We start from the raw sequence: 21,849 nt of genomic DNA, 5'->3' as shown, positions 1-21,849 counted from the left end.
GGCCGGCCGTTCATGCGGGGCATTGGTAACTCGTGCGCGCGAGGACGCCGTTGACGACCTGCAGCTGTCGGGACAGGCGGAATAGGTCGAGTCGGTCGAGGCAGTCGCGTAGCAGGTCGGCGTGTCTGTCAGAGCCCGCGATGCCTCTGAGTTCGGTGATCACGCGGGCAGTGTGGTCGCCGTCGGTGACGTGCAGGGCAGGTGGGGTGAACCGATCAGCGTCGCGGATGGTGGTTGGTGTCAGTGGCAGGCAGCCGGCGAGGACGGCCTCGGCAAGGCGCTGGGTCATCTGCCCGGTGTGCCGGTAGCGGTCGGGCAGGAGCAGGACGGTGGTTAGGGCGTGGCGGTAGAGTCCGTCGACGTGTTCGAACGCAAGTCGGCCGAGATAGCTGACGTGCGGCCAGCGTTCGGTGCGGGTCCATTTGCCTGCGACCGCGTGTTCGTTGGTGCGAGCGGCTGGTGCGAAGTATTGGTCGAAGGCTTCGTCGCGGTCGTACTGGTTGCCGATGTATACCAACGGCAGGGTTCGAGGTAAGCGGGCCAGAGCGTCGGGGTCGGCGGTGTCGAGTGTGTGGTCGTCGACGGGGAACAGCAGCCGCACCGCACCCGGGGTGGGATGCAACGCCGCTTCGCAGACAGTCACGTTGTCCATCGCGCGTAACCGGTGGCCTGCGGGGAGTTGCCGGTCCTTGTCCCAGAGCAGGGTTGGGGTTCCGGCGGCGGTGTAGTGCGCCAGGAGGTGTCGCTGGCGGTGCAGGTCGCAGGTGTGCCCGGTGGTGCCGCAAACGGTGGTGTTGCGGCCGGGGATGGGCCACCGCCATTCCAGAAGAAGCGCGTCGATGGTCGGCAAACCGTGGTCCCACTGGTAGGTGTCGGTCAGGTCGTGACCGGCCTCGTTGAGGTCGCGGTTGGCTTGCACAAAGACGACCTCGTGGCCGCTGGCGCGTAGGCCGTCGATGAGGGTGCGGCGATGGCTGCGGCCCCCGTCGGGGGTTTCTCGGATGCCGCTGCCGAGGAAGCCCCAGAAGCTGTAGCCGATCAGCACTTTGTTACCCACCAGCCTTCCACCATCAGGGCGTCGAGTCCGCTCTCGGCCAGGCAGTCCAGGGCCATGTCGGGAGTTCCACAAATCGGCTTGCCCTTGATGTTGAGGGAGGTGTTGATCAGCACGGGATGACCCGTGAGTGCGGCGAATTCGACCAGCAGGTCAGCCAGGAAGCGGTTACCTTCTGGCGTGACTGTCTGTACTCGAGCTGTGTCATTGGTATGGACTACGGGGGGAATGGCAGCTCGGGTCAGGTCGGTGACGCCCGACGCGAATGACATGTACGGAGCGGATTGCCCAAGGGTGAAGTACCTTGCCGCCGCGCTGGCCAGGACAACCGGGGCGAACGGGCGGAACGGCTCGCGGAACTTCACCGTTGAGTTGAGCCGGTCGACGACGTCCGGTAGTAGCGGGGATGCCAGGATTGATCGGTTGCCCAGTGCGCGTGGTCCAGCTTCGAGGGCGCCCCGAAATAGCCCGACCGTGTGGCCCTCGGCGAGCTTCATGGCCAGGTGTTTGAGTGGCGCCGCCGGCTGGAGTGCTCTCAGCCCTGGCCGGGGACGCTCCGGAAGTTCGAGCCCGGCGTAGGAGGGCCCGAGGTAGCAGCGATCGATGACTCCTCCGGGCAATGAACCGGTCGCGCGCAGAGCAACTGACATCGCCGCGCCGATCGCCGTCCCCGAGTCGCCGGGAGCTGGAGGAACATGCACCTCGTCGAAGATCCCTTCCTCGACGATCTTAGCGACGGCAACACAGTTCGCGGCAACGCCGCCGCCTACGCACAGCAGCCGCATGCCGGTGATGGCACGAGCGCGGCGGGCAAGATGCACCATCACCTGTTCGGTACGTTCCTGCAGCGCAGCAGCAACGTCGGCGTGTACCTGCTCAACGGCATCGTCTGGGCGGCGAGTCGGGCAGGTAGCGGCGGCGAGTTCGTTGCTTACCCTCGGATAGCCGGTGGTCATGACCCGCAGCGGGAACCAGCGTGGGTCGAGGCAGAAACCACGATCGGTCAGCGGGATCGCGTCGCGGAGCAGGGCGCGAAAGCGGCTCGGGTCGCCGGTGGCGGCCAGGGCCATCACCGTGCCCTCCTCGTCGTTGCGCCGCCAGCCGAGGTGCTCGGTGATCGCTCCGTACGCGTAGCCCAAGGATGCAGGATCGGTAATGTCTTCGGTGATCGTGTATCGGCAACCGCCGCCGGCCATCCGAAGCCCAGATCCGATGCTTGTTGTCTGCACTTCACCGAGGCTGTCCACCACCAGCACGGCTGCGGCATCGTAGTGGCTCGACGCGAAGGCGTACAGGCCGTGCGCGCGATGGTGCAACACCGGTGTGATCACCGCCTGCGGAAATTTCACGCGCAGCGTGTCGATACGTTTTCCGAACCGTGCATGGACCTTTCGAAAGCTGTCTGCCCGCGCCTGCGCACGGTCGCGGGTTTGCGGCATTCGTGCCCATAGTTCTGTTGCGGGCAGCGCATCCAGGTACCGAGCGCCGTCGAAGTTGTAGGCCACCTCGTCCACGGCGCTCGCATCCAGGCCCGCCTGGGCCACGAGCCAGGCGACCGCTCGCTCGGGAAATGCACGCGTGTGCTTCTCGCCCGACAGGCGCTCTTCCTCAGCGAAGCCGACCAGCGTGTTGTCGACGAACAGCGCAGCCGCGGAGTCATGAGTGAACGAGCACAGTCCGAGCACGATCTTGCTTGCGGTCATCGGGCGGCCCCCGTCACAGCGGCCGGTTGGCTCAGCCGGGCATACCAGCCGCGCAGGGCATCACCGAGTTCACCGCGGATGGCGTCGGCCGTCTCGCGGGCCGCAGGACGTTCTCCGGCGCTCCACTGCCGGTAGCTCGCCAGGGTGGCTGCCATGTCGCGCCAGGGCGATCCGGGGCCGGTGCTAACAGTGCCGTTGACAACTGCACTCAGGAACTCGGTCGTCGCCTCAGCGGGTACCGCCAGAGCTGGCATCACCGGCGACGGTGCGACCGGGGACGACACGAGGTCGGCGGCATTCTGGGCGTGCTGGTCGTAGAGGTGCAACGAATCGACGTGATGGTGGTAGGTGCCAAGCTTCACGCCAAGCCAGCCAGCCATCAGCTCGTGCAAGATCGTCGCAGTGAACAGGTCATACGGCAGACCAAGCCACACATCGTTGCTGCGCATCGTGGTGTGCATGTGCAGCTGGCCGTCGCGCAGGAAGAACCGATAGTTCAGGGTGCACGGCACGTCGCGGTGCCCAACGGTGTCTTGCTGGGGGTCGTAGATCTGGATGACTGCCTGGCGGCTGTCCGGGTCTCGCGTCAGGACGTTGCGTACGTGATCGAGCTGGTCGATCGTCCCAGCCCACCGGCGGATCCGAGGTCCGTAGGCGCCCCGGAGTCTACCGTCGTCGGCGTACCGCTCCAGCGAGCGGTTGTAGGTGAAAATCCACGGATCGTCAGACCCGGAAAGGATCCATAGTGCTTCCGCGACCGCGAACGCGGGGTTCAGAACGCGGGTCGGTGGTACAAAAACGAATCGACGTCGGGGTTCGGTCAGGATCAGATGTGCGCCGATTACCTCAGTGGTCGCCATGCCGCGCGGGTTAACCCGCTGTCCCTGCCGCACAACTTCTCGGCATACCGCCGCGTAGAGATCGTTCGCCGACGTGGCACTCAGATGGAGCATGCCGCAACCTCCTCGTTTTGCAGACGCGAGATGTAGCGACCTAAGAGCTCGGGCGGAAGTTGGCGCAGCCATTCGGCCTGTCGCGAAATGCCTGTCCGCAGATCCACCTTCGGCTGGTAACCGATCAGGGTGCGGGCCAGAGTCAAATCCGCCTCGGTGGCCGTCACGTCACCGAATTGCTCGGACGTGACCTTCACTGGAACGGGTTTCCCAGTCGCTTCCCGGGCAAGAGCAATCAGATCGGTCATCGAAACGCTTGTACCGCCGCCGACATTCACGACCGCCGCGTTTTCCCGGACATCGGCCGCCGCAATCGTGGCGTCTATGACGTCGCTGACGTAGGTGAATTCACGACGTTGAGCGCCGTCACCATAAAGGGTGTACTGGCCGCCGGTCAGAGCAGCCGCCAAAATTCGCCCGGTCGCCATGTCCGGCCGCTGCCGTGGCCCATAGACAGTGAAGTACCGCAAGGCTGTAACTCGTAGGCTGCTACCCGGCCGCTTGGCGTACGCCAAGCTCAGCTGCTCGCCAGCCAGCTTGCTGACCCCGTATGGGGAGATGGGCTGAGCAACGTCACCCTCGCGGCTAGCGGTGCTGTTCTCGCCGTAAACGCTCGACGAAGATGCGTACACTAAACGTGGAACGCCAGCCTCCGCGCACGCCGACAACAAGCGACCCGTGCTTTCAATATTCGCCGAAACGTAGCCGTCGAATCGGTCCCACGAGGGCCGAACCCCTGGTACCGCAGCGAGGTGGAAGACGCAGTCAACTCCGTCGACCAGAGAGGCAAGATTGGCCGCTATCAGATCGGCGACGACCAACGAGAACGCTGGCTTCTGGAGGAAGCTTCGGGCGTTGTGCCTGGCAATCGGATCGGTGTACGGGCTGCGTCGGTCGAGCCCAATAACGTCACAATCGCGTCGGAGTAAGGCTTCTACCAAATGCGAACCAATGAAGCCCGTTGCGCCGGTTACCAACACCTTCACGCGGCGGCTGTTCTGCGTCACAGGAATGCACCTTTCGCGTTCGCGAACTCAGCTGGGAGACGGCTGCTTCTCCTTGACGTGAACCTGGGGAAGCTGACTTATGGCATCGCTGGGCTATGTCCCCAGGGTCTCGCGACCGGTGCATGGCTGGGAATGCCGACTTACGGTCCGACCTTGTGTACCGACCTGCGGTCCGACTTGACCCTGAGCAGTGCTAACTCACGAGAACGAAGGGCACGTCCCGGCAGTGTGAGTCGGGCCTGTCGCATTGGCGGGCCGGTCCGGACGCGTTCGCGTGTGAGGAGGGGCCGCGGTCGTTCGGTCCTCAGGAGCACGTCCTGACGGGCATTCTCAGGCACCCCCTCGCGTCGAGGAGCGGATGCCGCTGCCGAGCGGCAAGCCGGTGGTGCACCCGCTGGATCCGGCCAAGCAATCCGACCGGGCTCCCGGTGACGGGCATCGACCAGAGTGAGGTGAGGGAGTCTTGGGCGGCGTCAACGTCGTCGGGAGTAGCTGGCAGGTAGCGGGGCTGTCACGGGGCCCGGCCTCGACCGTAGACCAGGGACTCAGGGCTTGACGCGGGCAACGGTGTCGAGCGTCGGCTCTGACCGGCTGCGCGGTGTACTCCGTGCGTAGGTCTTAACTCGGAAAACTTATCTGCGCCCCGCCGCCGGTCCGTCGAAAGCGGAAAGTCATCGAGCCATCGCTTGCATTAATGCTGATCAACCGAAAGTTGGTCGTTACAAGGTCAGAGTCCATCACGTCAAGCGCCTGGCTCGGATCAGTGCGCGCTACAACAACGATGAGTTCATCGACGGCCTGCAGTTGAGGCTGTAGCACGGAGGCGTGCTCTCGTCCAACGAAGCACGCGCTGCGCACGCCGGCCTGGTAGGCGTCTGGCAGCCACTTCAGCAGGTCGGCGCCGACATCGACATTGGCCGGTATGCCGAAGTGTGCGCTTGCGTGTCCCCTGGGTATGCCCTCCTCAAAGTTGCTGCCCGCAACGACGAGGTCGAAGTTGGCGCGCACGTCGAGAAGGAGTCGTCTTTCTACAACTGGGGAACACCCCTCGCCCGCTGCAAAGGCCCAAGTTAGGTAGGGCCTGCGGCGCACGGTTGCGGTCAGCCACGGCTCAAGAACGGTCAGAGCTTCGTCGCGCAATACATCGGTCTCGACCTGTATACCCGCAGCGGCAAGCATCGAGGCGCCACCCTCACCGCGGGAGGTTGGATCGAGGACGCCGATGATGACCCTGGCGATGCCGGCGTTGATTAGCTCCTGGCGGCAAGCTGGTGTGACGCCGACGTGGTTGCATGGCTCGAGCGTGACCACGGCTGTACCACCACGTGCCGCAACTCCGGCTGCGGTAAGAGCGTGCGCCTCGGCGTGTGGCTCCCCCTTGCGGCGGTGAAACCCTGCGCCCACCGTCGTCCCGTGTTGGTCGAGGATCACGCAGCCGACAGGCGGGTTTGGGCTCGTGGTGCCCAGCCCGAGAGCGGAGAGCGCGATGGCATGCCGCATCGCCGACAAATCTACGCCCGATGCCATCAGGCAGTCTCCACAAGGTCATCGAGGAACGTTCGGACATCGGACAAGTGACGGTGCGCGCCGATGGCGGACCCGATTTGCCCGAGCTGTTGCAGGATACGGCGCGATCCAGCGCGGCGAGCTATCGGCAGGGCGGTATGGGCGGTAGCCGCAGCTTGCTCGGGCTGATCAGCTGCTAGATGAGCTGCGGCCTTGGCAACTAGGGCCGCAGTGAAATCCTGACGGTGGAGCGTCGGAATCGACGGAATGGCAGCGTCGAGCACCGCGATGGCTTCAGCTGGCCGCCGGCCTAACCTCAAACAATTGCCTCGATGAACCTCTATATAGCCTCTCGTGCAGTAGGAAGCGTGCTCGCCCTCAGGCCGGCCGGGACTATTGTCTGCGGCCCACTCGTGCGCGTCCTCTAGAAGCTGCATGGCCCTGCGATGCTCGCCAACTACGGCGAGCGCGTGAGCATTTTGTACGCGCAGCGCTGCCCGCACTGGGCTGGGCACCTTCTTGTCTAGCATCATGGCGGCTTCAGCTTGCTCGACAGAGCGTTCCGGATTTCCAGCCATGAGCCAGTGCTGGCTGCTGCGGTATGTCGCCCAGGCCGTCATGATCGGGTCAGAAATCTCCTCCGCCCAGGTGAGTGCCTTTCCGGTCCAGCGCTGGGCGGATGGGGCGTCGTTGAGCGAGTGGTTCAACCACGCTGCCGATTCGGCATATTGGGAAGCAAGGCGGATAAGGCTGGTGCGGAACTCCGCAGGTGCATCAGGGAGCATCTGGTCGAGCAGCGCGAGCTGACCCGTGACACCGATCAGCGCATACTGCGGCCCGAGCAGCTTGTCGTTCTGAACCAGCAGGTGCCACTGGGCCCGCAGCAGATAGACCATCTCGTCCCAGGTTCCCGGCGACGGCTGCTCAATTCCCTGGTAAGCGGCGCTGGTGGCGTCCGTACGCCGTGGGCTGTAGAGGTCAAGTTGAGCGTCGCTCGCTGCGCCGAGAACCTGGCGCAATGCGTTGCGGCGCTCCTCGCTCGGCCAGCGGTGCTCGCCGCGTTCCAACTTGCCGATCCACCGAAAATCGACGTATTGGGCGGTAAGGACCCTGCCGGGGTAGAGCCGGTCTAGGGCAGCATTCACGGCATCGGCCAGCTCACTTCGTGACATGCACTGGCTTGGCCGTCGCGGGGAAGGCAGGCGCTGGCGGGCATTGCTGAGTAGGGTGTTCGGGCTGATTACCGTTTCTGGATGACGAGGCATTACACGCTCCTACCCGGTCCACCGAGCACGCTCCTACTCAGGTTTGGCGCAGCGTTCAAATCTCGGCGCCGCCGCCGCCTCTCTTCAAAGCGGAGGCTCAATGTTGATGGCTGATAGATGATCGCCAAAAGAGTCCGTGAGGCTTTGAATTAGCGCATGTCCCTTCGCCGCAGTGCCAGCCGAGGGTTGGCCGATCACCCCGGTATCCGTGTATGCGCCCATGCCTCCAACGAGGAGCATGCTGCGTTCGTCGGCGAAGTAATCGCCGTCTTCGAACCCTGCGCGCACGACCTCTGGTGAGCTATGCAGCAGAATTGATACTTCCAACTCGCCGGCGTGCATGTCGCGATGCCCATCAGTCTTTAGCCCGGCAGCGGCGCGTGCCCTTTCCCAGTCAGAACGATTCGGAAACAGTGTCATGCTGCCCGGTCGCATTGCATTGGCGGCTTGCACGATGTTGCTTAGGACGTAGTTCCCGCCGTGGCCGTTGACGATTGCGAGCTGTCTGATTCCGCTGAGAGCGAGCGACGCCTGGATGTCCTCCACGATGGCTGACAACGTCTTATGACTGATGCTGACGGTGCCGGGCCACGCGGCGTGCTCGTGGGAGCAAGACACCGTGATTGGCGGTAGCACCAGGACGTTGTACCGCGCGGCGATCGACGTGGCGATCGCCGAAGCGATCAGGGTGTCCGTGGCCAGCGGCAGGTGTGATCCATGCTGCTCAAAACTGCCTATCGGCAGTACCGCGACGTGCGGCGCGCGAGCAGCAACCTCGGTGCTGGTGGTCATCGGGATCAGGTGCACGGGGCTATCTTGTCACCGACCGAGCACTGCGGCGCGATGTGCATCGACGAAGGCGCGCACAGGGGCGAGTGTGGTGTGGCGGCGGAGCGCGACGGCAAGCGGTTGCGACGCTCGGATGGCGCGGTACGAGCCCGTCTCGCTAGCAAGCCGCAGAGCCCTCATGCCGTGATCTGCTGCTCGCTCAGGATCGTTGGGCAGGTAGCACTCGCCGAGGTGTGCGTTCCAGATTCCGGCGTCGAGCAGGGGAACCATGTGATCAGCTTCCAGGAGCTCATTGAATATCGCTGCTGCGGAGACCGGGTCGCCGATTAGTTGACGGCAGCGTGCGTCGATCGCGGCGACATAGCGGAGGTCGCAGTGGCTGGCGAACTCGTCCTCAGCGTCGTTCGCGGCGCGCTGCAAGCCACGGCGGGCAGCAGCGATCACGCCGTCGGTATCTTCGTCGCCGTTCGTGGCCAGTGCTTCGGCCATTCGTGTCAGACAGAGCGCGCGTGTGCGGGGTGGCACCGGACCGTAAGCCAGGGATTGGCGCGATAGCGAGATTGCGGTGCGGACAGCGCCCTCGTCCAGGGCGCGCTGACTCTGGCGCATCAGGATGTAAGCGCCGAGCAGTTGGTCGTCGGCTTCGCCTGCGCGTCGGCGTGATCGTTCCAGCCACGACCCACCATCGGTAGCTCCAGTGTTGTCGGCGATCCAGCTCATGAACTCCGACCATCGAGCATCCACGCTCGCGAGGTGTGGCCGGCGACCGCCTCTCTGCAGCTCGTCCAGGATGTCGAGATGTCGGCGAACCTGAATGCCGAGCTCCGGCGTTACGTGAGGGCTGGTCTGCTGTGTAAGGCATTGGAGTTCATGAAGCCATACCTCGATGGCATCTAGCTGGTCTGCGGTGAGTGAGTCTTCAAGGCCCAGGCTGAGGCGGGCCAGTGGTGCGGTTGGCGCTATCTGAGAGCCGGGATGGGAGGAAGCGACGGCGGGTGAGCGGCGTGGGCTGTAAAGGCCTAGCCGCGCATCTTCGCTGGTGGCCAAGACCTCACGAAGGGCTGCACGCCGCTCGACGCTGGGCCAGCGGTGCTCGCCGCGTTCGAGTTTCCCGATCCAGCGGAAGTCGACGTACTGCGCCGTCATGTCTCGGCCTGGGTGCAGCTTGTCGAGGCTGCTGTTCACCGCATCGGCTAGCTCCGTGCGTGACATCTGCTGGCCGCGCCGATTCGGCGACGGACGGGACCTGCGGGCGTCGATCAGCAGGGCGTTCGGCTCAATGATCGCTTCAGGGTGACGCGGCACAAGCTACCTCCACGGCACATGAACCCTCTGCCGGCACGGGACGACACGATAACGCTCCAGCCACAGAGTCAGCATCCCAACATCAACGAGCGTCGCGCGACCCCAGTATCGAAATCTGGGTGCCCTGTAGGCACGGAAAGCCGCGGCGCCGGACAACGAGCGATCAGTACCGCACTTGCGGCACTCGCATGTCACCGGGGCGTCCGGAGGCAAGGATCATCGGCTGAGTTTGCCAGCACGGACGCCGCTGGTGAAGGCGCTCCAGGAGGCGGGCTCGAACTCCAGTACGGGGCCGGTGATGTCCTTCGAGTCGCGTACACCAACGGGGCCATTGTGGGCTGCGGCGTACTCGACACAGTTGCCGTCATCGCTGTAGCTGGACTTACGCCACTGCCTGGGCTGCGCGGTCATGCGGAAACTCCTTTAAAGGGTGTTGACATCTCCTGCGCCACAGCGCGGAGCAGACCAATGCTCATTTCAGGTGTCAGCGCGGCGGTCTTCAGCCGGCTGTGCAAGCTCAGGTAGGGCCGCACCTCCTCTGGTTCAGTGTGAATCAGATCATTCGTGAGGGTGTCCACTGCGACGGCCAGGCAGTCCGGCGTGTCGCGATACCGGTAGATTGAATACGCCGACTTGTACGCGCTGTGGCCCTTGATCGAGATGCCGATCGGCAGCACCTGAACCGTCACGGTGGTGGGGTGCGCCGCGCAGACCGCGATGATGTGCTGGAGCTGGTCCGCAACGATGGACGCCTCTGCGGCGCAGCGCCGGATCGCGATCTCGTCCAGTACGACGTCGTACCTTGGCCCACCGGCGGAAAGCAGCAGTTGCTGGCGATGTGCCCTCGCGGCGACCGCCGCGGTGGGGTCGAAGGCCTCGCCGTGACGCGCAGGTTCGCTCCGCAGCCGAGCGTCGGCGAACGCAGGCGTCTGGAGCAGCCCGGGGAACAACGCTAAGGCGTACTCGGTGATGGTCTTGGCGCCGCTTTCGAGGTCTGCGTAGGTGGCCTGCCGGACGCCCATGCGTTCAGCGTCCGCCATCCACCATCCGCGCGCCCAGCCATCGGTCGCCGCATCCATGATGGCTGTTCGCCGTTTAGCCCCAACAGTTAGGTAGTCACAGATCGCGCTGACGAGATCAATGTCGGGGCCAAGGTGGCCGTTCTCTAAGGCGCTGAGCTGCTGGCGCGAAAAGCCGACGGCGCGGGCGAGTGGCTCCGCCGACATTCCGTGCTCGTCACGCAGGCGCTTAATCTCGCGTCCTAGCCATTTTCGGCGAACGTATGGACTGGGGCGGGTCACCGGCTGCCTCCAGCAGTCTGTGTCAACCCGGTCGACAAGCGCGGCCGGCTGGGCCTGCTCAATGTACCCCTGAGGACCGCAAAAATGATCTTGGTGGTGCTGGTGGTCCGTCGTGGAAGCCCAGCTCAGAGGGAGGTCGGACCAAAGGTCGGTACGCAAGGTCGGACCGCAGGTCGGTATTCCCAGTCGTGGCCGGTTCCGTGATCGTTGATTCGCAACGAGTTAACCGTCAATGGGCTAATAGCGTCTCCGTCCAGCACGGCATGCCGGAGCGCAACCCAGCCCGCCACGGCTAATCGGCCGGATCGGCGATTGATAGTCGCGCCTGCGGCTAGTCCCGGCACGACGACTGAGCCGATCTGCACAAGGAGGCTGATCGCGATGGGCGACATAGTCGCTGCGGCGCGTCGTTGCGGAGTGGCGCCTATGAAAGTCCGGGCAGCGATATGAGCGCGCTCACTGGGGGTACTGTGCGAATCTCGCGGATAAGAGTGGGCCGTCGGTTGGCGGATATGTCGGTGCGGTGGAAGGCCGGGCTGATCGTGCTACCGACGGTGCTGGTCGCGGTGGTGTCGGCGGGTTTCGGATTGTGGTCCTCGGTGGGGGCGGCCCAGGCTGCCGCTGGCGCCGGGAACTTGTTCTCCGTCGGCGCGTCGGCAACCGAGGTGACGCAGCGTCTGCAGTCTGAGCGGATCGCTGCAGTGGGTCTGCTGCTACCCGGGTCGACGGTGAAGCCTGCGGATTTCGAGCGGGCCGTGCAGGGCACCGATGAGGCGATCTCCCGATTCCGGGTGCTGCGAGGAGAACTCGAAAACCCGCCCGGGGGCGTGCGTGGTGTTCTATCCCGCGCTGACGCGGGGTTGGCGGACGTGCAGGCGCAGCGGCAGCGGGTGCGCGGAGACGGCCTGGTGGCGCTGTCCGCCGTGGCGTTCGGGTACCGGATCGTCATCGCCGATCTGGGGGATCTGCTGTTGGCGGTGGCTCAGAGCGGCGTGCAGCCGCAGCTCGCAGATGAGATGCGCGCGTCCGCGGCGGTGTCGCGGGCCCGTGAGGCGGTGGGTCAGCAGCAGGTGGCGGTGTTGCAGGCGGTGGCGGCGCGGCGGTTGACTCCAGCGCTGCACGCGGAAGTCGTGGCCGCTCGTACGGGCCAGGACGAGGCGTTGCGCGAGTTCGACGCGTTGGCGCGCCCGTCATGGAGGGCGCGATTGGGACGCACGTTGACTGGCGGGGACGTCCTCGCCGCGGTGCGGCTGGACGGACTGGTGTCCGGCACCGGGGTGTATGAACCGGTGCGGTTGCCGGGCGGCGCTGAGCAGTGGAGCCGAGTGATGACCAGTCGCGCGGACCTGTTGGCCCAGGTGCAGGCGGCGGTGAACGATGACATCGCGGCTGCCGCCGACGACCTGTGGATAGCGCAGGTCCGGGCCGCGGCGGTGCAAGCTGCGGTGCTGTTAGTGATGTTGCTGGTCGCCGCGGTAACGGCGGTCCGGGTGGCCCGGTCGCTGGTCGCGCAGCTGTCGTCGCTGGAGCAGGGCGCCCGTCGGGTCGCGGACGTGGAGCTGCCAGCCCTGGTGGCGCGGCTGCGGGCAACGTCGGATCCAGCGGCGGCGCAACGGCTGGCCGAGGACACCGGCCGCGTGGCGGTGCCGGTGGTTGGCGGGGACGAGGTCGGCCAGGTCGCAGGCGCTTTCAATCTAGTGCTGGACGTAGCGGTGAACGCGGCGGTGGGGGAGGCACGGGGACGTGCCCTGGTCATCGCCATGACCACCTCCGTTGGTCGACGCGTGCAGGCCCTGACCGACCAACTACTGGGCAGCATCGATCGTCTTGAGCGCGACGAGGAGGACCCGGACCGGTTGGCGAGGGTGTTCGCCGCCGACCAGCAGGCCACCCGGCTGCGCCGTTATGGATCGAATCTACTGATCGTTGCCGGTGGTGGCCCTGGCCAATCACAGCCACATCCGGTGGTGCTCGCGGACCTGGTCAACGCCGCCTTGTCAGAGACCGAAGGCTTCGCCCGAATCACGATGGAGGAGCTGGTCGAGGTCGAGGTCGACGCCCGCGCGGTCGATGCCGTGAAGTCGATCCTCGCGGAGCTGCTGGACAACGCCACCCGGTTCTCCGCCGACCAGGTGCGGGTCTTCGCGGAATGGTCCAGGCATGACGTGCAGATCCTCGTCGCCGACTCCGGCCTCGGGATGACCCCGGAGCAGATCGACCGCGCTAACGCGCTGTTGGCGAGCCCGGAGTTGGAAGTTGCCGTCACCCACCAGATGGGCTTGGTCGTGGTCTCCCGGCTGGCGGCGGAGTTCGGGGTACGGGTACGGCTGGGCGCCACCCAGCCGACCGGCGTCACCGCCGAGGTCATGGTGCCGGCCGAGTACGTCACCCGGGTGCACGTGCGCGAGATCGTCGTGCCGAGCCAGTTCCAACACCCTGCCCGGCTTGCCCCTGCGCCGCCCGCGCACCCGGCCGCGCCCTGGGCGGGGACCGGCTGGGCCGGTCCGACCCGGCAAATCCCGGTGGTGCCCGCGCCACCGGCACCTGCGCGCACGGACGTGACGACGGAGCTGCCGCCCGTGCCCCGCCAGCGGGGCCCGATGCCATTGCCGGTGGCCGCGACGCGACCGGCGGACCCGCCGATGTTCCGGCAGATGGCGGCCCAGTCGCCCTGGCTGTGGCCGCCTGCGGCCGGAGAACGCGATTTCCATACCGCTGCCGACAAGGGCTGGCAGGCGGCGGCGTCCGCCGCCGAACCCGCCATCGATGGACGCACGACCTCCGGTCTACCTCGGCGTCGTCCCCAGGCGCACGTCGTCCCTGGTGGCATGTCGGCGCAGGGCACGCCCTCCGGGCCGCCTGTGCAGATCGACCCAGCGGCGATCCGGGCGCAGGTCGCCGGCACGATGCGCGGTCTGCGGGCCGCGCCCCCCATCCCTCCCCTTCCGACAGGAGAACGCCGATGAGCCTCGCTGCTACTGCCCGCGATCCGCAGCTGTCCGCCGTCCTGAATGGTCTGGCCGAACAGATACCCGATGTGGCGCACGTCGTCGCGGTGTCCGGCGACGGGCTGCTGCTGGCCAGCACCGACCGTCTGGACACCGACCGCGGCGATCAGCTCGCGGCGATCGTGTCCGGTCTTGTCAGTCTGGCGCGCGGCGCCACTGACCTGCTGGAGACCGGCGGTGTGCACTTCCAGATGCTGATGATGCGAGAGGGAATCCTCGTGGTGCAGCAGGTGCCCGACGGGTCGTCGTTGGCGGCTTTGGCCCGCGCCGGGTGCGATTCGGCGCAGGTTGCCTACGAGCTGGCCGCCATGGCGGTCCGCATCGGCGATGCGGTCAGGCCAGGACCGCGCACGGCCGGCTGAGTCGCGGGCGGCGGCGATGAGCATGAGCGCGGGCTCCGGCGTGACAGGACGTGCGGCCTCGACGGTCAAGGTGCTGGTGACCGGCGGCGCGGGTGTGGGCAAGTCCTGCTTCCTTCGGGCCGCGCAGCGTGGCCGCTCGACGCTGCCCGGCCAGCCGGGCGTGGTCGGAGAGGTCGGCTACGCCACTCTGCCCAGCGGCGTCACCGTCGTCCTGCACGTGACGCCGGAGCTGCGGCGCTGGTGGTGGGTGTGGGACCACCTCGCTCTCGGCGCCTGCGGCGCGATCGTGCTGGTCGATGCCACCCGCCTGCCGGTGTCTTACCCGGCGTTGGACTACCTCGATGCCCGTGACCTGCCATACCTGGTCGCGATCAACCGCCCACTCGGCGGCACCCGCAACCGCCACGAGATCCGCGACGCCCTGCGGGTTACCACGAGGGTGCCGGTTGTGACCTGCGACGCAACCGAGCCCGACTCCGTCCTGGCCGTCCTGCATCACCTGACTGGCCCCGTTCTACCACCCCAGCACCACGCCCCCCGATCAAGGAATCCCCTGACTACTACGAAAGGCCAACTCTCGTGACCCCTCAACCGCCCGCCCGCCGGCATCGCTGGCGAATGGCGATCGCCGCCTTCGTTGCTGCTGTTTTGATCGCTGTCGCTGGCTGCGACGGGTCGAGTCTCAGCGACTCGGATTCCACCGCCAACGAGATCCGCATCGGCTTGATCGTGCCGAAGAGCGGGCCCTACAAGGCGATCGGTGATGACCAGGCCGCGGGGTGGCGGCTGGCCCTCGAGAAGCTGGGCGGCAAGCTCGGCGGCCGACTCGTGAAGGTGATTGAGGCCGACGAGGGCGACGGCAAGGCCACCGCACTCGCGTCGGCGCGCAAGCTCATCGAGCAGGACAAAGTCCTCGCCCTTGTCGGCGGGGGGACCGCCGAGACCGTGCAGACCTTGTACCCGCTGCTGAACGAGTCCAAGGTGCCGCTGATCGGCATGGGTGGACGGCCCTCCACGGTCGAGAATCCCGCCTACCTGTGGTCGACGTCGTGGCTGAGCCAGGAGACCGGTGCGTCGATCGCCGGCTACCTGCGCACGACGGTCGGCAACGGCCGGGTGTGGGTGATCGGCCCGGACTACATCGGCGGCCGTGATCAGATCGGTGGCTTCGTCACCGCCTTCCGCAAGGCGGGTGGGCAGTTGGCGAACCCGGGTGGAGAGCCGACGTGGACGCCGTGGGCGCCGGCGCCGACGACCGAGTTCTCCCCGTACCTGACGAAGATCAAGGAGGCCAAGCCGGCGGCCGTCTACACCTTCTACGCCGGTGCGTCCGCGATCGAGTTCGTCAAGCAGTACCGCCAGTACGGCATCACCACGCCGCTGTACGCCTCGGGCTTCCTGACCGAAGGCGCGCCACTGGCGGCGTTGAAGGAGCAGGCCAAGGGCATCTACACCGCCCTGAACTACTCACCGACGCTGGACAACGCGGCCAACAGAGACTTCGTACGCCGGTTCACCGCAGGTAACGACGGGAAGCTGCCGAACGTGTACCACGTCTGCGCGTGGGACGCGGCGCTCGTGTTGGACAGGGCCATCTCGGAAGCGCTCGCTCAGCCTGATGCCCCCGCGACTACACCCAGCACCACCGGCACCGCATCCGCCTCCAGCAGCCCTGCACCGAGCGGCAGCCCGGCTGCCAGCCGCCCGGCTGCGTCATCCGCCGCGAGCGGGGCGGCCACCGGGCTGACCTCGCAGACGCTCACCGCGGCGTTGCCGCGGGTGGGGTCGATCGATTCTCCTCGGGGCGCCTGGCAGTTCGGGCCGACGAACCACACCCCTGTGCAGGCGTACTACCTGCGGGAAGTGGCCCAGGACGGGCAGGTGTGGGTCAACCGCACCGTGCAGACGCTCACCACCCTCGGTTCCTGACTCCGAAAGGCATAGACACCATGAGCGCGACGACGACCAGTGCGCAGGCCGGGTACATGTTCGACAACGCCACGGACGAGGCCGCCAACCAGCTTCGTCACCTCGCTGAGATCCTCGACGCTGGCACTCGCCGGACCCTGTTCGAGCTTGGGGTCGGGCCGGGCTGGAAGGTCACGGAGATCGGCGCCGGGGCCGGCACGCTGACGACCTGGCTGGCCGACCAGATCGCCCCGGACGGGCACGTCACCGCCGTGGACCTCGACCCCCGCTACATCCCCGGCGGCCCCAATGTCACCGTCCGGACCGGCGACATCCGTCAAATGGAGCTGGAGGGGTCGCAGCAGGCGATCGTCGCCCGTCTGGTGCTGATGCACCTGCCCGAGCGGGAGCAGGTCCTCGCCGACCTGACGCGCGCTCTCGCCCCGGGCGGCGCGATGGTGGTGGCGGACTGGGACTGCACCTGGCGGGACATGATCCGCCGCAGCCCCAGCCCTCGGGCCACCGAGCTGATCGAGCGGTTCCAGGACGCCCTGCTCGCCTTCGGCGAGTCCCGCGGGGCGGACATGGGCTGGGCGCAGCGGGCGCCGGAGGTGATGCTGCGTCTCGGCCTGGTCGACGTCGACAGCCGGATCGAGTCCCGCTCGTGGCGCGGCGGCACCGGCATCTGCCGGCTGCACCACTCCAACTCGATTCAGCGCGAGGCTGAGCTGGTCGCCGCCGGCATGAGCCTTGACGACCTGGCCGAGCTGCGGGAGGTGCTGATGGACCCGCAGCTGATGCTGTCGGGCTACCTGATGCACACCACCATCGGCCGGCGCCTCGCCTCCGCCTGACCTGCCTTGGGAAGGAGGAGTGCCGTGGGCCTAAGCGGGCTCGTCAACCCCTACACGATCACCGCGGTGGACGGAGTCGCGTACGGACTGCTGCTGTTCGTCATCGCGGCCGGACTCACGCTGATCTTCGGCGTGGCCGGGGTGTTCAGCATGGCCCACGGCACCCTCTACCTCGCTGGCGCGTACCTCGCCTGGCACCTCGCCGATGGCGGTTGGACCGGCCTCGGCCTGGCCCTCGCCGCCGCGATCCTGATCGGCGCACTCGGGGGCGCGGGCCTCGCCGCAGCCGTGCGCCCCCTCACGGACCGCCCGCTGGACCAGGTGCTCGCCACCCTCGGGCTGGCGTACATCGCCGCCGACCAGTTCAGCACCGTGTTCGGCGCCGAACCGCGCTCCGTCGACCCACCCCGCGCGCTCGCCGGTTCGGTCAGCCTCGGCGGCTACCAGTACCCGGTCTACCGGCTGGGGTTCATCGCGGTCGCCGCTCTGATCGTGGTGCTGCTGTTCTGGCTCGTCGAGCGCTCCCGCACGGGAGCGGTCGTGCGGGCCGTGGTCGCCGACCCCGCCATGGCCGCCGCCACCGGACTACGCACCCGCACGACTAGGGCCGCCGTGCTGGTCGGTGGGGGAGTCCTCGCGGTCACCGCCGGCGTGCTCGGCGCCCCGGTCATCGGCCCGGCCCCCGGCGTGGACACCACGATCCTGGTCTACTCGCTGATCGTCTGCGTGGTCGGCGGCCTCGGCAGCATCCGCGGCGCCCTGCTCGCCGCCCTCGGTGTCGGACAAATCCTCACTCTCGGCGTTGCTCTCGTTCCTGGCGCCGCCGCGTTTGTCCTTGCCGCCGCGATGCTGATCGCTCTCACCGTCCGGCACCGCCCCTCGCTTGCGGGACGGCCCGCGTGACCACCACCCTCACACCCGCACCCAACACCGCCACGACCGAACGCCGACCCGTCGGCCGGGCGGCGCGCCTGGTACCTGTCGCTTCGGGGATCGTCGTCGCGGTGGCGGTGGCGCTGCCGTGGATGGTCGACGCCTACCTCGTCTCGCTCGCCGCCACCGCCTTGGTCATGGCCATGCTCGCGATGAGCGCGCAACTGCTGGTCGGACTGGCCGGGCAACCACCGCTCGGGCAGGCCGCGTACCTCATCGTCGGCGCGTACACCGCCGCCACCCTCGCCACGCTGACCAGTCTCGGTCCGGTCCAGTTGCTCGCGGCGACCGCCGCCGGGGCCATCGCCGCCGCCGTGACCGGCCTGCTCGCGGTACGGGTCCGGGCCACCACCTTCCTCATGGTCACGTTCGGCATCGGCGAACTCGTGCACGCCGCCGCCGGCCAGTGGGCACCGGGCGGCAGCGAAGGCACCCACACCGAGCCAGTGGTCGCGTTGCCCGGCCTGGCACCATTGGTCCGACCCGGCTGGGTGTACCTGTACGTCCTCGCGTGCACCCTGATCATCGGCGCCGCGGTCATCGTCATCACCCGCACTCGCTTCGCTCTGCTCCTGCGTGGCATCGCCGCCCACGAGCCCCGCGTGCAAGCCGCCGGCCACCACACCAGCCGGCTTCTTCTCGCCGCCTACACCCTCGCCGGTGCGATTGCTGGCGCGGCCGGCGCGCTGCTCATTGCGGTGACCCGATACGTCTCACCTGCCGACGCCGCCATGGGCATATCTGCCCTCGCCCTCGCCGCCGCGCTGATGGCGTCCGGCAGCATGATCGGCGCCTGCGCCGCCGCGATCCTCCTGGTGACCGCCCGGGACTGGGCCGGTGGCCTACTCAGCGGCCACGGCAGCACCCTGCTTGGCCTGAGCTTCCTCGCCCTGGCCTACCTGCCCCGACACCGGCTGGCCGGGCTCGTCAGTCGACGCAATCGGGGGCGGACATGAGCGCACCACTGCTGCGACTGGACACCGTCAGCCGCGCCTACGGCGCCCGCCGCGCCGTCGACGAGGTCAGCCTCGACCTGCACCCCGGGGCCCGGCACGCCCTCATCGGACCCAACGGCGCCGGCAAGAGCACCCTGCTACACCTGATCGCCGGCACCCTGCGCCCAACGTCGGGGCGCATCCACTACGCCGGACACGACATCCACCGCTGGCCGGCCCACCGCCGCGCCCGCGCCGGCATCGCCCGCACCTGGCAACACCCCGCCCTCGCCCGCCCGCTGACCGTCGCGCAGAACGTGCTACTCGCCGTGCCCGGGCAGCACCTGGCCGCGCTGCGCCTGCAGCCCCGCGCATCGGCGGCGGCCCTGGACGCGCTGGACCAGGTCGGGCTGGCCGAGCACGCCCAGTCGCCCACCAGCCAACTCTCGTACGGCGACCAACGCCGCCTCGAAGTCGCCGTCGCCCTGGCCGCCCAGCCCCGACTGCTCCTGCTCGACGAACCCTCCGCCGGCCTCGCCACCACCGAGGTCACCCGCCTCGCCGAGCTGATCCGCGCACTACCCACCGACATCGCCGTACTGGTGGTCGACCACAACCTCGAATTCGTCACCGCAGTCGCCGAAACCGTCACCGTCCTGCACCACGGCCAACACCTCACCACCGGCACCCCCACAGAGGTGCGCACCCACCCGGACGTGCGCCGCGTGTACCTCGCCGAGGCGGACGCCACCAAGCACGAACCCGCAGCACCGGGCGGTGCCCCCACCGGCCAACCGGGTGGGCCGCCGGTCCTGCGGGTGCGCAACCTGCGCGCCGGGTACGAGGGCGCACCCGTGCTCACCGGCGTCGACCTCAATGCGCGGGCCGGAAGGGTGAGCGCCGTCGTCGGCCGCAACGGCGCCGGCAAGACCACTCTGATCAACACCATCGCTGGCCTAAACCCCGCCCTGCCGGGCACCGAGATATTCCTACACGACCGGCTGGTGACCGGACTGGCTGCCCGCCGCCGTTCTCGCGCCGGCGTCGGCCTCGTTCCGCAAGGACGCCGCCTGTTCGCCGGACTCACCGTCGCCGAGCACCTCGCGCTGCCCCGACCGCACCCCGGCCGCACCCGCACCATCACCGCACGGCAGATCCTCGACCTGTTCCCCGCGCTGGCCGAGCGCCGTCACCACCGGCCCCACCAACTCTCCGGCGGCGAACAGCAAATGCTCGCCTTGGCCCGCGCCCTGCTCGCCGGCCCGCAGGTGCTGCTGCTCGACGAACCCTCCGAAGGCCTCGCCCCCGCCATCGTCGGCCACCTCGCCGAAATCATCACCAGCCTCGCCGCGACCGGCAGCGCCGTCCTGCTCGCCGAGCAGAACCTCGCCCTCGCCCTCGACATCGCGCACGACGTCGCCGTCCTCGACGGGGGCACCATCGCCCTGCACGCCCCCGCAGCAGACCTGCGTGCCGACCCGACCCGGCTACACGACGTGCTTGCCGTACCAACGGGATCCACACAATGACCACCACCGCCACACTCCGCAGCCCAGCGAGGCTACCTCGGCGCCTTGCTTGCACCCCTGCACCTGGCGGGTCCGGCTCCACCAGGTGCAGGGCCGCCGCCCGAACGTCCACCGCGGGCGGCGGCGGGTGGTCGGCGACGCGGACCCGAACGACGTCGCCGGCCACCCACCCACCGCTGCCCAGGTATGGGCGGTGACGCCGTGAGCGAGGACGACACGAGCCTCTGGCTGCTCACCGACCTGGCACGCTGCACCACCTGCGAGCAGTACCTCCAGCCCTACGTCCCCGCCCCGCGTCGCCGGTTCTATGTCTGCTTCTGCCCTGGATCCCTGTACGACGCGCAGCACCTGGAAGCACTCGTCGTCGGCTTCGCCGCCGCCTACGACCGGCGCACCGCGGCCACCCGGCCACTCATCACCTACCAGCGATGGCAGGAGTCCACCCGAGCCGACCTACGCCAACACCTGATCCGGCTTGTCGAGCAGGCCCTCGTCCACAGCCCCGAGGCCGTCGAGCTGCGCTGGACCCACAGCGGCACCAGCGTTCTCGCGAACCAGGGTTGAATCTAGGAGGAAACCGATGACGTCTACCCAGCAGCGCAATCAGATAAGCCGCAGCACGCCGCCCCGAGACCTCACGAAGCTGTTCGACCCGATTACGGCACGTGAATTCGCGCGTATCGGAGTCCGAACCGGGCAGCGAGCTCTCGATGTCGGCGCTGGCGCTGGTTCGCTAACGCGTCACCTCGCCGGCCTGGTCGGATCGTCGGGTCGCGTCGTCGCCCTAGACGACGACGCGAAACTGCTCGACCCCACCGCGATCGTCCACGTCTACGAACGCGACCTCTGCCACGGGCTGCAACTCCCCGCCGAAGCCACGCGGTTCGACCTGATCAATGCGCGCTGCGCGCTGGCGCCGCTTGCCAACCGAACCGACCTGCTCGACGAGATGATCTCCCTACTGAAGCCGGGCGGATGGCTCGTCCTCGGCGACATTGTCTACTCCCGCATGTGGGTGCACCGCGCCCCCTCCCACGAAGACGCGGAACTACTCGCCACCGTTGTGCATCGCGTCCTCGACGTCCTCGCCAGCCAGGGCGTCGACCTGCACTGGGGCGACAGGGCAGCCTCCCTGCTGCTGCACGCCGGGATGAACCACGTGCACGCCCGCACCACCGCACGCACCTGGACCGGCGGCGGCCCCGGCTGCCAGCTCTACGCCGACAACGTCCACCAACTGGCAGACCAACTCCTCGGCGACGGTGCGGCGGCAGAGGACCTGGACCGCTTCGCCGAGCTGATGGCCGACCCGATGGTGGTGCTGCGCTCCTACCAGTTCACCTCCACCATCGCCCAAGCCCCCGCCCAGTAGCGCGCCCGCGCCAGAACGAAACCTCAGCGCTTGGCCGCCACTGCCCGCACACCGAGGTGATGACC

General features: G+C 67.6%; 20 protein-coding genes. 10 read left to right on the top strand and 10 right to left on the bottom strand.

The features are described 5' to 3' along the window. Positions 1-10: 10 nt before the first annotated feature. From AB0O48_RS30390 to AB0O48_RS30345, 10 genes are all read right to left on the bottom strand, one after another. Positions 11-1,045 carry a hypothetical protein gene (locus AB0O48_RS30390; RefSeq protein WP_365069386.1) on the bottom strand — a complete coding sequence of 345 codons (1,035 nt, stop codon included), beginning with the start codon at positions 1,043-1,045 and terminating at the stop codon, positions 11-13. Beyond that, complete coding sequence (locus tag AB0O48_RS30385; protein WP_365069385.1) at positions 1,039-2,757, bottom strand: carbamoyltransferase C-terminal domain-containing protein; 1,719 nt, start codon at positions 2,755-2,757, stop codon at positions 1,039-1,041. Before AB0O48_RS30385 ends, AB0O48_RS30390 begins: the two co-directional genes overlap by 7 nt. Continuing rightward, entirely contained in the window at positions 2,754-3,710 is a 957-nt protein-coding gene (locus AB0O48_RS30380) for a thymidylate synthase (RefSeq protein ID WP_365069384.1), read from the bottom strand. Before AB0O48_RS30380 ends, AB0O48_RS30385 begins: the two co-directional genes overlap by 4 nt. After that, positions 3,698-4,717 carry an NAD-dependent epimerase/dehydratase family protein gene (locus AB0O48_RS30375; RefSeq protein WP_365069383.1) on the bottom strand — a complete coding sequence of 340 codons (1,020 nt, stop codon included), beginning with the start codon at positions 4,715-4,717 and terminating at the stop codon, positions 3,698-3,700. The genes AB0O48_RS30380 and AB0O48_RS30375 overlap by 13 nt, the downstream gene beginning before the upstream one ends. 618 nt (positions 4,718-5,335) lie before the next feature. Beyond that, positions 5,336-6,217 (bottom strand): bifunctional diaminohydroxyphosphoribosylaminopyrimidine deaminase/5-amino-6-(5-phosphoribosylamino)uracil reductase RibD, encoded by an 882-nt coding sequence (gene ribD / locus AB0O48_RS30370; protein WP_365069382.1) that lies wholly within the window; start codon positions 6,215-6,217, stop codon positions 5,336-5,338. Positions 6,218-6,243: 26 nt separating this feature from the next. After that, positions 6,244-7,395, bottom strand: a complete 1,152-nt coding sequence (locus AB0O48_RS30365; RefSeq protein WP_365069381.1) for a hypothetical protein — start codon at positions 7,393-7,395, stop codon at positions 6,244-6,246. Positions 7,396-7,572: 177 nt separating this feature from the next. After that, complete coding sequence (locus AB0O48_RS30360) at positions 7,573-8,280, bottom strand: creatininase family protein (protein WP_365069463.1); 708 nt, start codon at positions 8,278-8,280, stop codon at positions 7,573-7,575. 27 nt (positions 8,281-8,307) lie between these two features. Beyond that, positions 8,308-9,582 (bottom strand): hypothetical protein, encoded by a 1,275-nt coding sequence (locus AB0O48_RS30355; RefSeq protein ID WP_365069380.1) that lies wholly within the window; start codon positions 9,580-9,582, stop codon positions 8,308-8,310. A 216-nt stretch (positions 9,583-9,798) separates the two neighbouring features. Continuing rightward, positions 9,799-9,993, bottom strand: a complete 195-nt coding sequence (locus AB0O48_RS30350; RefSeq protein WP_365069379.1) for a DUF397 domain-containing protein — start codon at positions 9,991-9,993, stop codon at positions 9,799-9,801. Then, positions 9,990-10,883: a helix-turn-helix transcriptional regulator gene (locus AB0O48_RS30345; RefSeq protein WP_365069378.1), complete on the bottom strand. Its 894-nt coding sequence runs from the start codon at positions 10,881-10,883 to the stop codon at positions 9,990-9,992. The genes AB0O48_RS30350 and AB0O48_RS30345 overlap by 4 nt, the downstream gene beginning before the upstream one ends. Positions 10,884-11,395: 512 nt before the next feature. Between AB0O48_RS30345 and AB0O48_RS30340 the strand changes: the two genes are divergently transcribed. From AB0O48_RS30340 to AB0O48_RS30295, 10 genes are all read left to right on the top strand, one after another. Beyond that, on the top strand, positions 11,396-13,849 hold the full coding sequence (locus tag AB0O48_RS30340; RefSeq protein WP_365069377.1) for a nitrate- and nitrite sensing domain-containing protein: 2,454 nt from the start codon (positions 11,396-11,398) through the stop codon (positions 13,847-13,849). Then, on the top strand, positions 13,846-14,253 hold the full coding sequence (locus tag AB0O48_RS30335; protein ID WP_365069376.1) for a roadblock/LC7 domain-containing protein: 408 nt from the start codon (positions 13,846-13,848) through the stop codon (positions 14,251-14,253). Before AB0O48_RS30340 ends, AB0O48_RS30335 begins: the two co-directional genes overlap by 4 nt. A gap of 16 nt (positions 14,254-14,269) precedes the next feature. Further along, a complete protein-coding gene (locus tag AB0O48_RS30330) occupies positions 14,270-14,836 on the top strand; it encodes a hypothetical protein (protein ID WP_365069375.1) in 567 nt (188 codons plus the stop codon). Continuing rightward, positions 14,833-16,182: an ABC transporter substrate-binding protein gene (locus AB0O48_RS30325; RefSeq protein ID WP_365069374.1), complete on the top strand. Its 1,350-nt coding sequence runs from the start codon at positions 14,833-14,835 to the stop codon at positions 16,180-16,182. The genes AB0O48_RS30330 and AB0O48_RS30325 overlap by 4 nt, the downstream gene beginning before the upstream one ends. Before the next feature lie 20 nt (positions 16,183-16,202). After that, positions 16,203-17,015, top strand: coding sequence for a methyltransferase domain-containing protein (locus AB0O48_RS30320; RefSeq protein ID WP_365069373.1), 813 nt, complete (start codon positions 16,203-16,205; stop codon positions 17,013-17,015). A gap of 24 nt (positions 17,016-17,039) precedes the next feature. After that, complete coding sequence (locus AB0O48_RS30315) at positions 17,040-17,918, top strand: branched-chain amino acid ABC transporter permease (RefSeq protein WP_365069372.1); 879 nt, start codon at positions 17,040-17,042, stop codon at positions 17,916-17,918. Then, positions 17,915-18,904 carry a branched-chain amino acid ABC transporter permease gene (locus AB0O48_RS30310; RefSeq protein WP_365069371.1) on the top strand — a complete coding sequence of 330 codons (990 nt, stop codon included), beginning with the start codon at positions 17,915-17,917 and terminating at the stop codon, positions 18,902-18,904. Before AB0O48_RS30315 ends, AB0O48_RS30310 begins: the two co-directional genes overlap by 4 nt. Then, positions 18,901-20,412: an ATP-binding cassette domain-containing protein gene (locus AB0O48_RS30305; protein ID WP_365069370.1), complete on the top strand. Its 1,512-nt coding sequence runs from the start codon at positions 18,901-18,903 to the stop codon at positions 20,410-20,412. Before AB0O48_RS30310 ends, AB0O48_RS30305 begins: the two co-directional genes overlap by 4 nt. 201 nt (positions 20,413-20,613) lie before the next feature. Next, entirely contained in the window at positions 20,614-20,976 is a 363-nt protein-coding gene (locus AB0O48_RS30300) for a hypothetical protein (RefSeq protein ID WP_365069369.1), read from the top strand. Between the two features lie 16 nt (positions 20,977-20,992). After that, positions 20,993-21,784, top strand: a complete 792-nt coding sequence (locus AB0O48_RS30295; RefSeq protein WP_365069368.1) for a methyltransferase domain-containing protein — start codon at positions 20,993-20,995, stop codon at positions 21,782-21,784. Positions 21,785-21,849 lie beyond the last annotated feature (65 nt).

The sequence above is a fragment of the Micromonospora sp. NPDC085948 genome (genome assembly GCF_040686315.1).
Lineage (GTDB): Bacteria > Actinomycetota > Actinomycetes > Mycobacteriales > Micromonosporaceae > Micromonospora.
The sequence above is the reverse complement of the archived record's forward strand: the minus strand, read 5'-3'. Positions and strand labels throughout refer to the sequence as shown.

What these genes read in the sequence shown, in the direction of transcription:
- AB0O48_RS30350 (WP_365069379.1), bottom strand. Translation starts at nt 9,993, where the DNA reads ATGACCGCGCAGCCCAGGCAGTGGCGTAAGTCCAGCTACAGCGATGAC.
- AB0O48_RS30330 (WP_365069375.1), top strand. Translation starts at nt 14,270, where the DNA reads ATGAGCATGAGCGCGGGCTCCGGCGTGACAGGACGTGCGGCCTCGACG.
- AB0O48_RS30380 (WP_365069384.1), bottom strand. Translation starts at nt 3,710, where the DNA reads ATGCTCCATCTGAGTGCCACGTCGGCGAACGATCTCTACGCGGCGGTA.
- AB0O48_RS30335 (WP_365069376.1), top strand. Translation starts at nt 13,846, where the DNA reads ATGAGCCTCGCTGCTACTGCCCGCGATCCGCAGCTGTCCGCCGTCCTG.
- ribD (WP_365069382.1), bottom strand. Translation starts at nt 6,217, where the DNA reads ATGCGGCATGCCATCGCGCTCTCCGCTCTCGGGCTGGGCACCACGAGC.
- AB0O48_RS30320 (WP_365069373.1), top strand. Translation starts at nt 16,203, where the DNA reads ATGAGCGCGACGACGACCAGTGCGCAGGCCGGGTACATGTTCGACAAC.
- AB0O48_RS30360 (WP_365069463.1), bottom strand. Translation starts at nt 8,280, where the DNA reads ATGACCACCAGCACCGAGGTTGCTGCTCGCGCGCCGCACGTCGCGGTA.
- AB0O48_RS30295 (WP_365069368.1), top strand. Translation starts at nt 20,993, where the DNA reads ATGACGTCTACCCAGCAGCGCAATCAGATAAGCCGCAGCACGCCGCCC.
- AB0O48_RS30385 (WP_365069385.1), bottom strand. Translation starts at nt 2,757, where the DNA reads ATGACCGCAAGCAAGATCGTGCTCGGACTGTGCTCGTTCACTCATGAC.
- AB0O48_RS30340 (WP_365069377.1), top strand. Translation starts at nt 11,396, where the DNA reads ATGTCGGTGCGGTGGAAGGCCGGGCTGATCGTGCTACCGACGGTGCTG.
- AB0O48_RS30305 (WP_365069370.1), top strand. Translation starts at nt 18,901, where the DNA reads ATGAGCGCACCACTGCTGCGACTGGACACCGTCAGCCGCGCCTACGGC.
- AB0O48_RS30365 (WP_365069381.1), bottom strand. Translation starts at nt 7,395, where the DNA reads ATGTCACGAAGTGAGCTGGCCGATGCCGTGAATGCTGCCCTAGACCGG.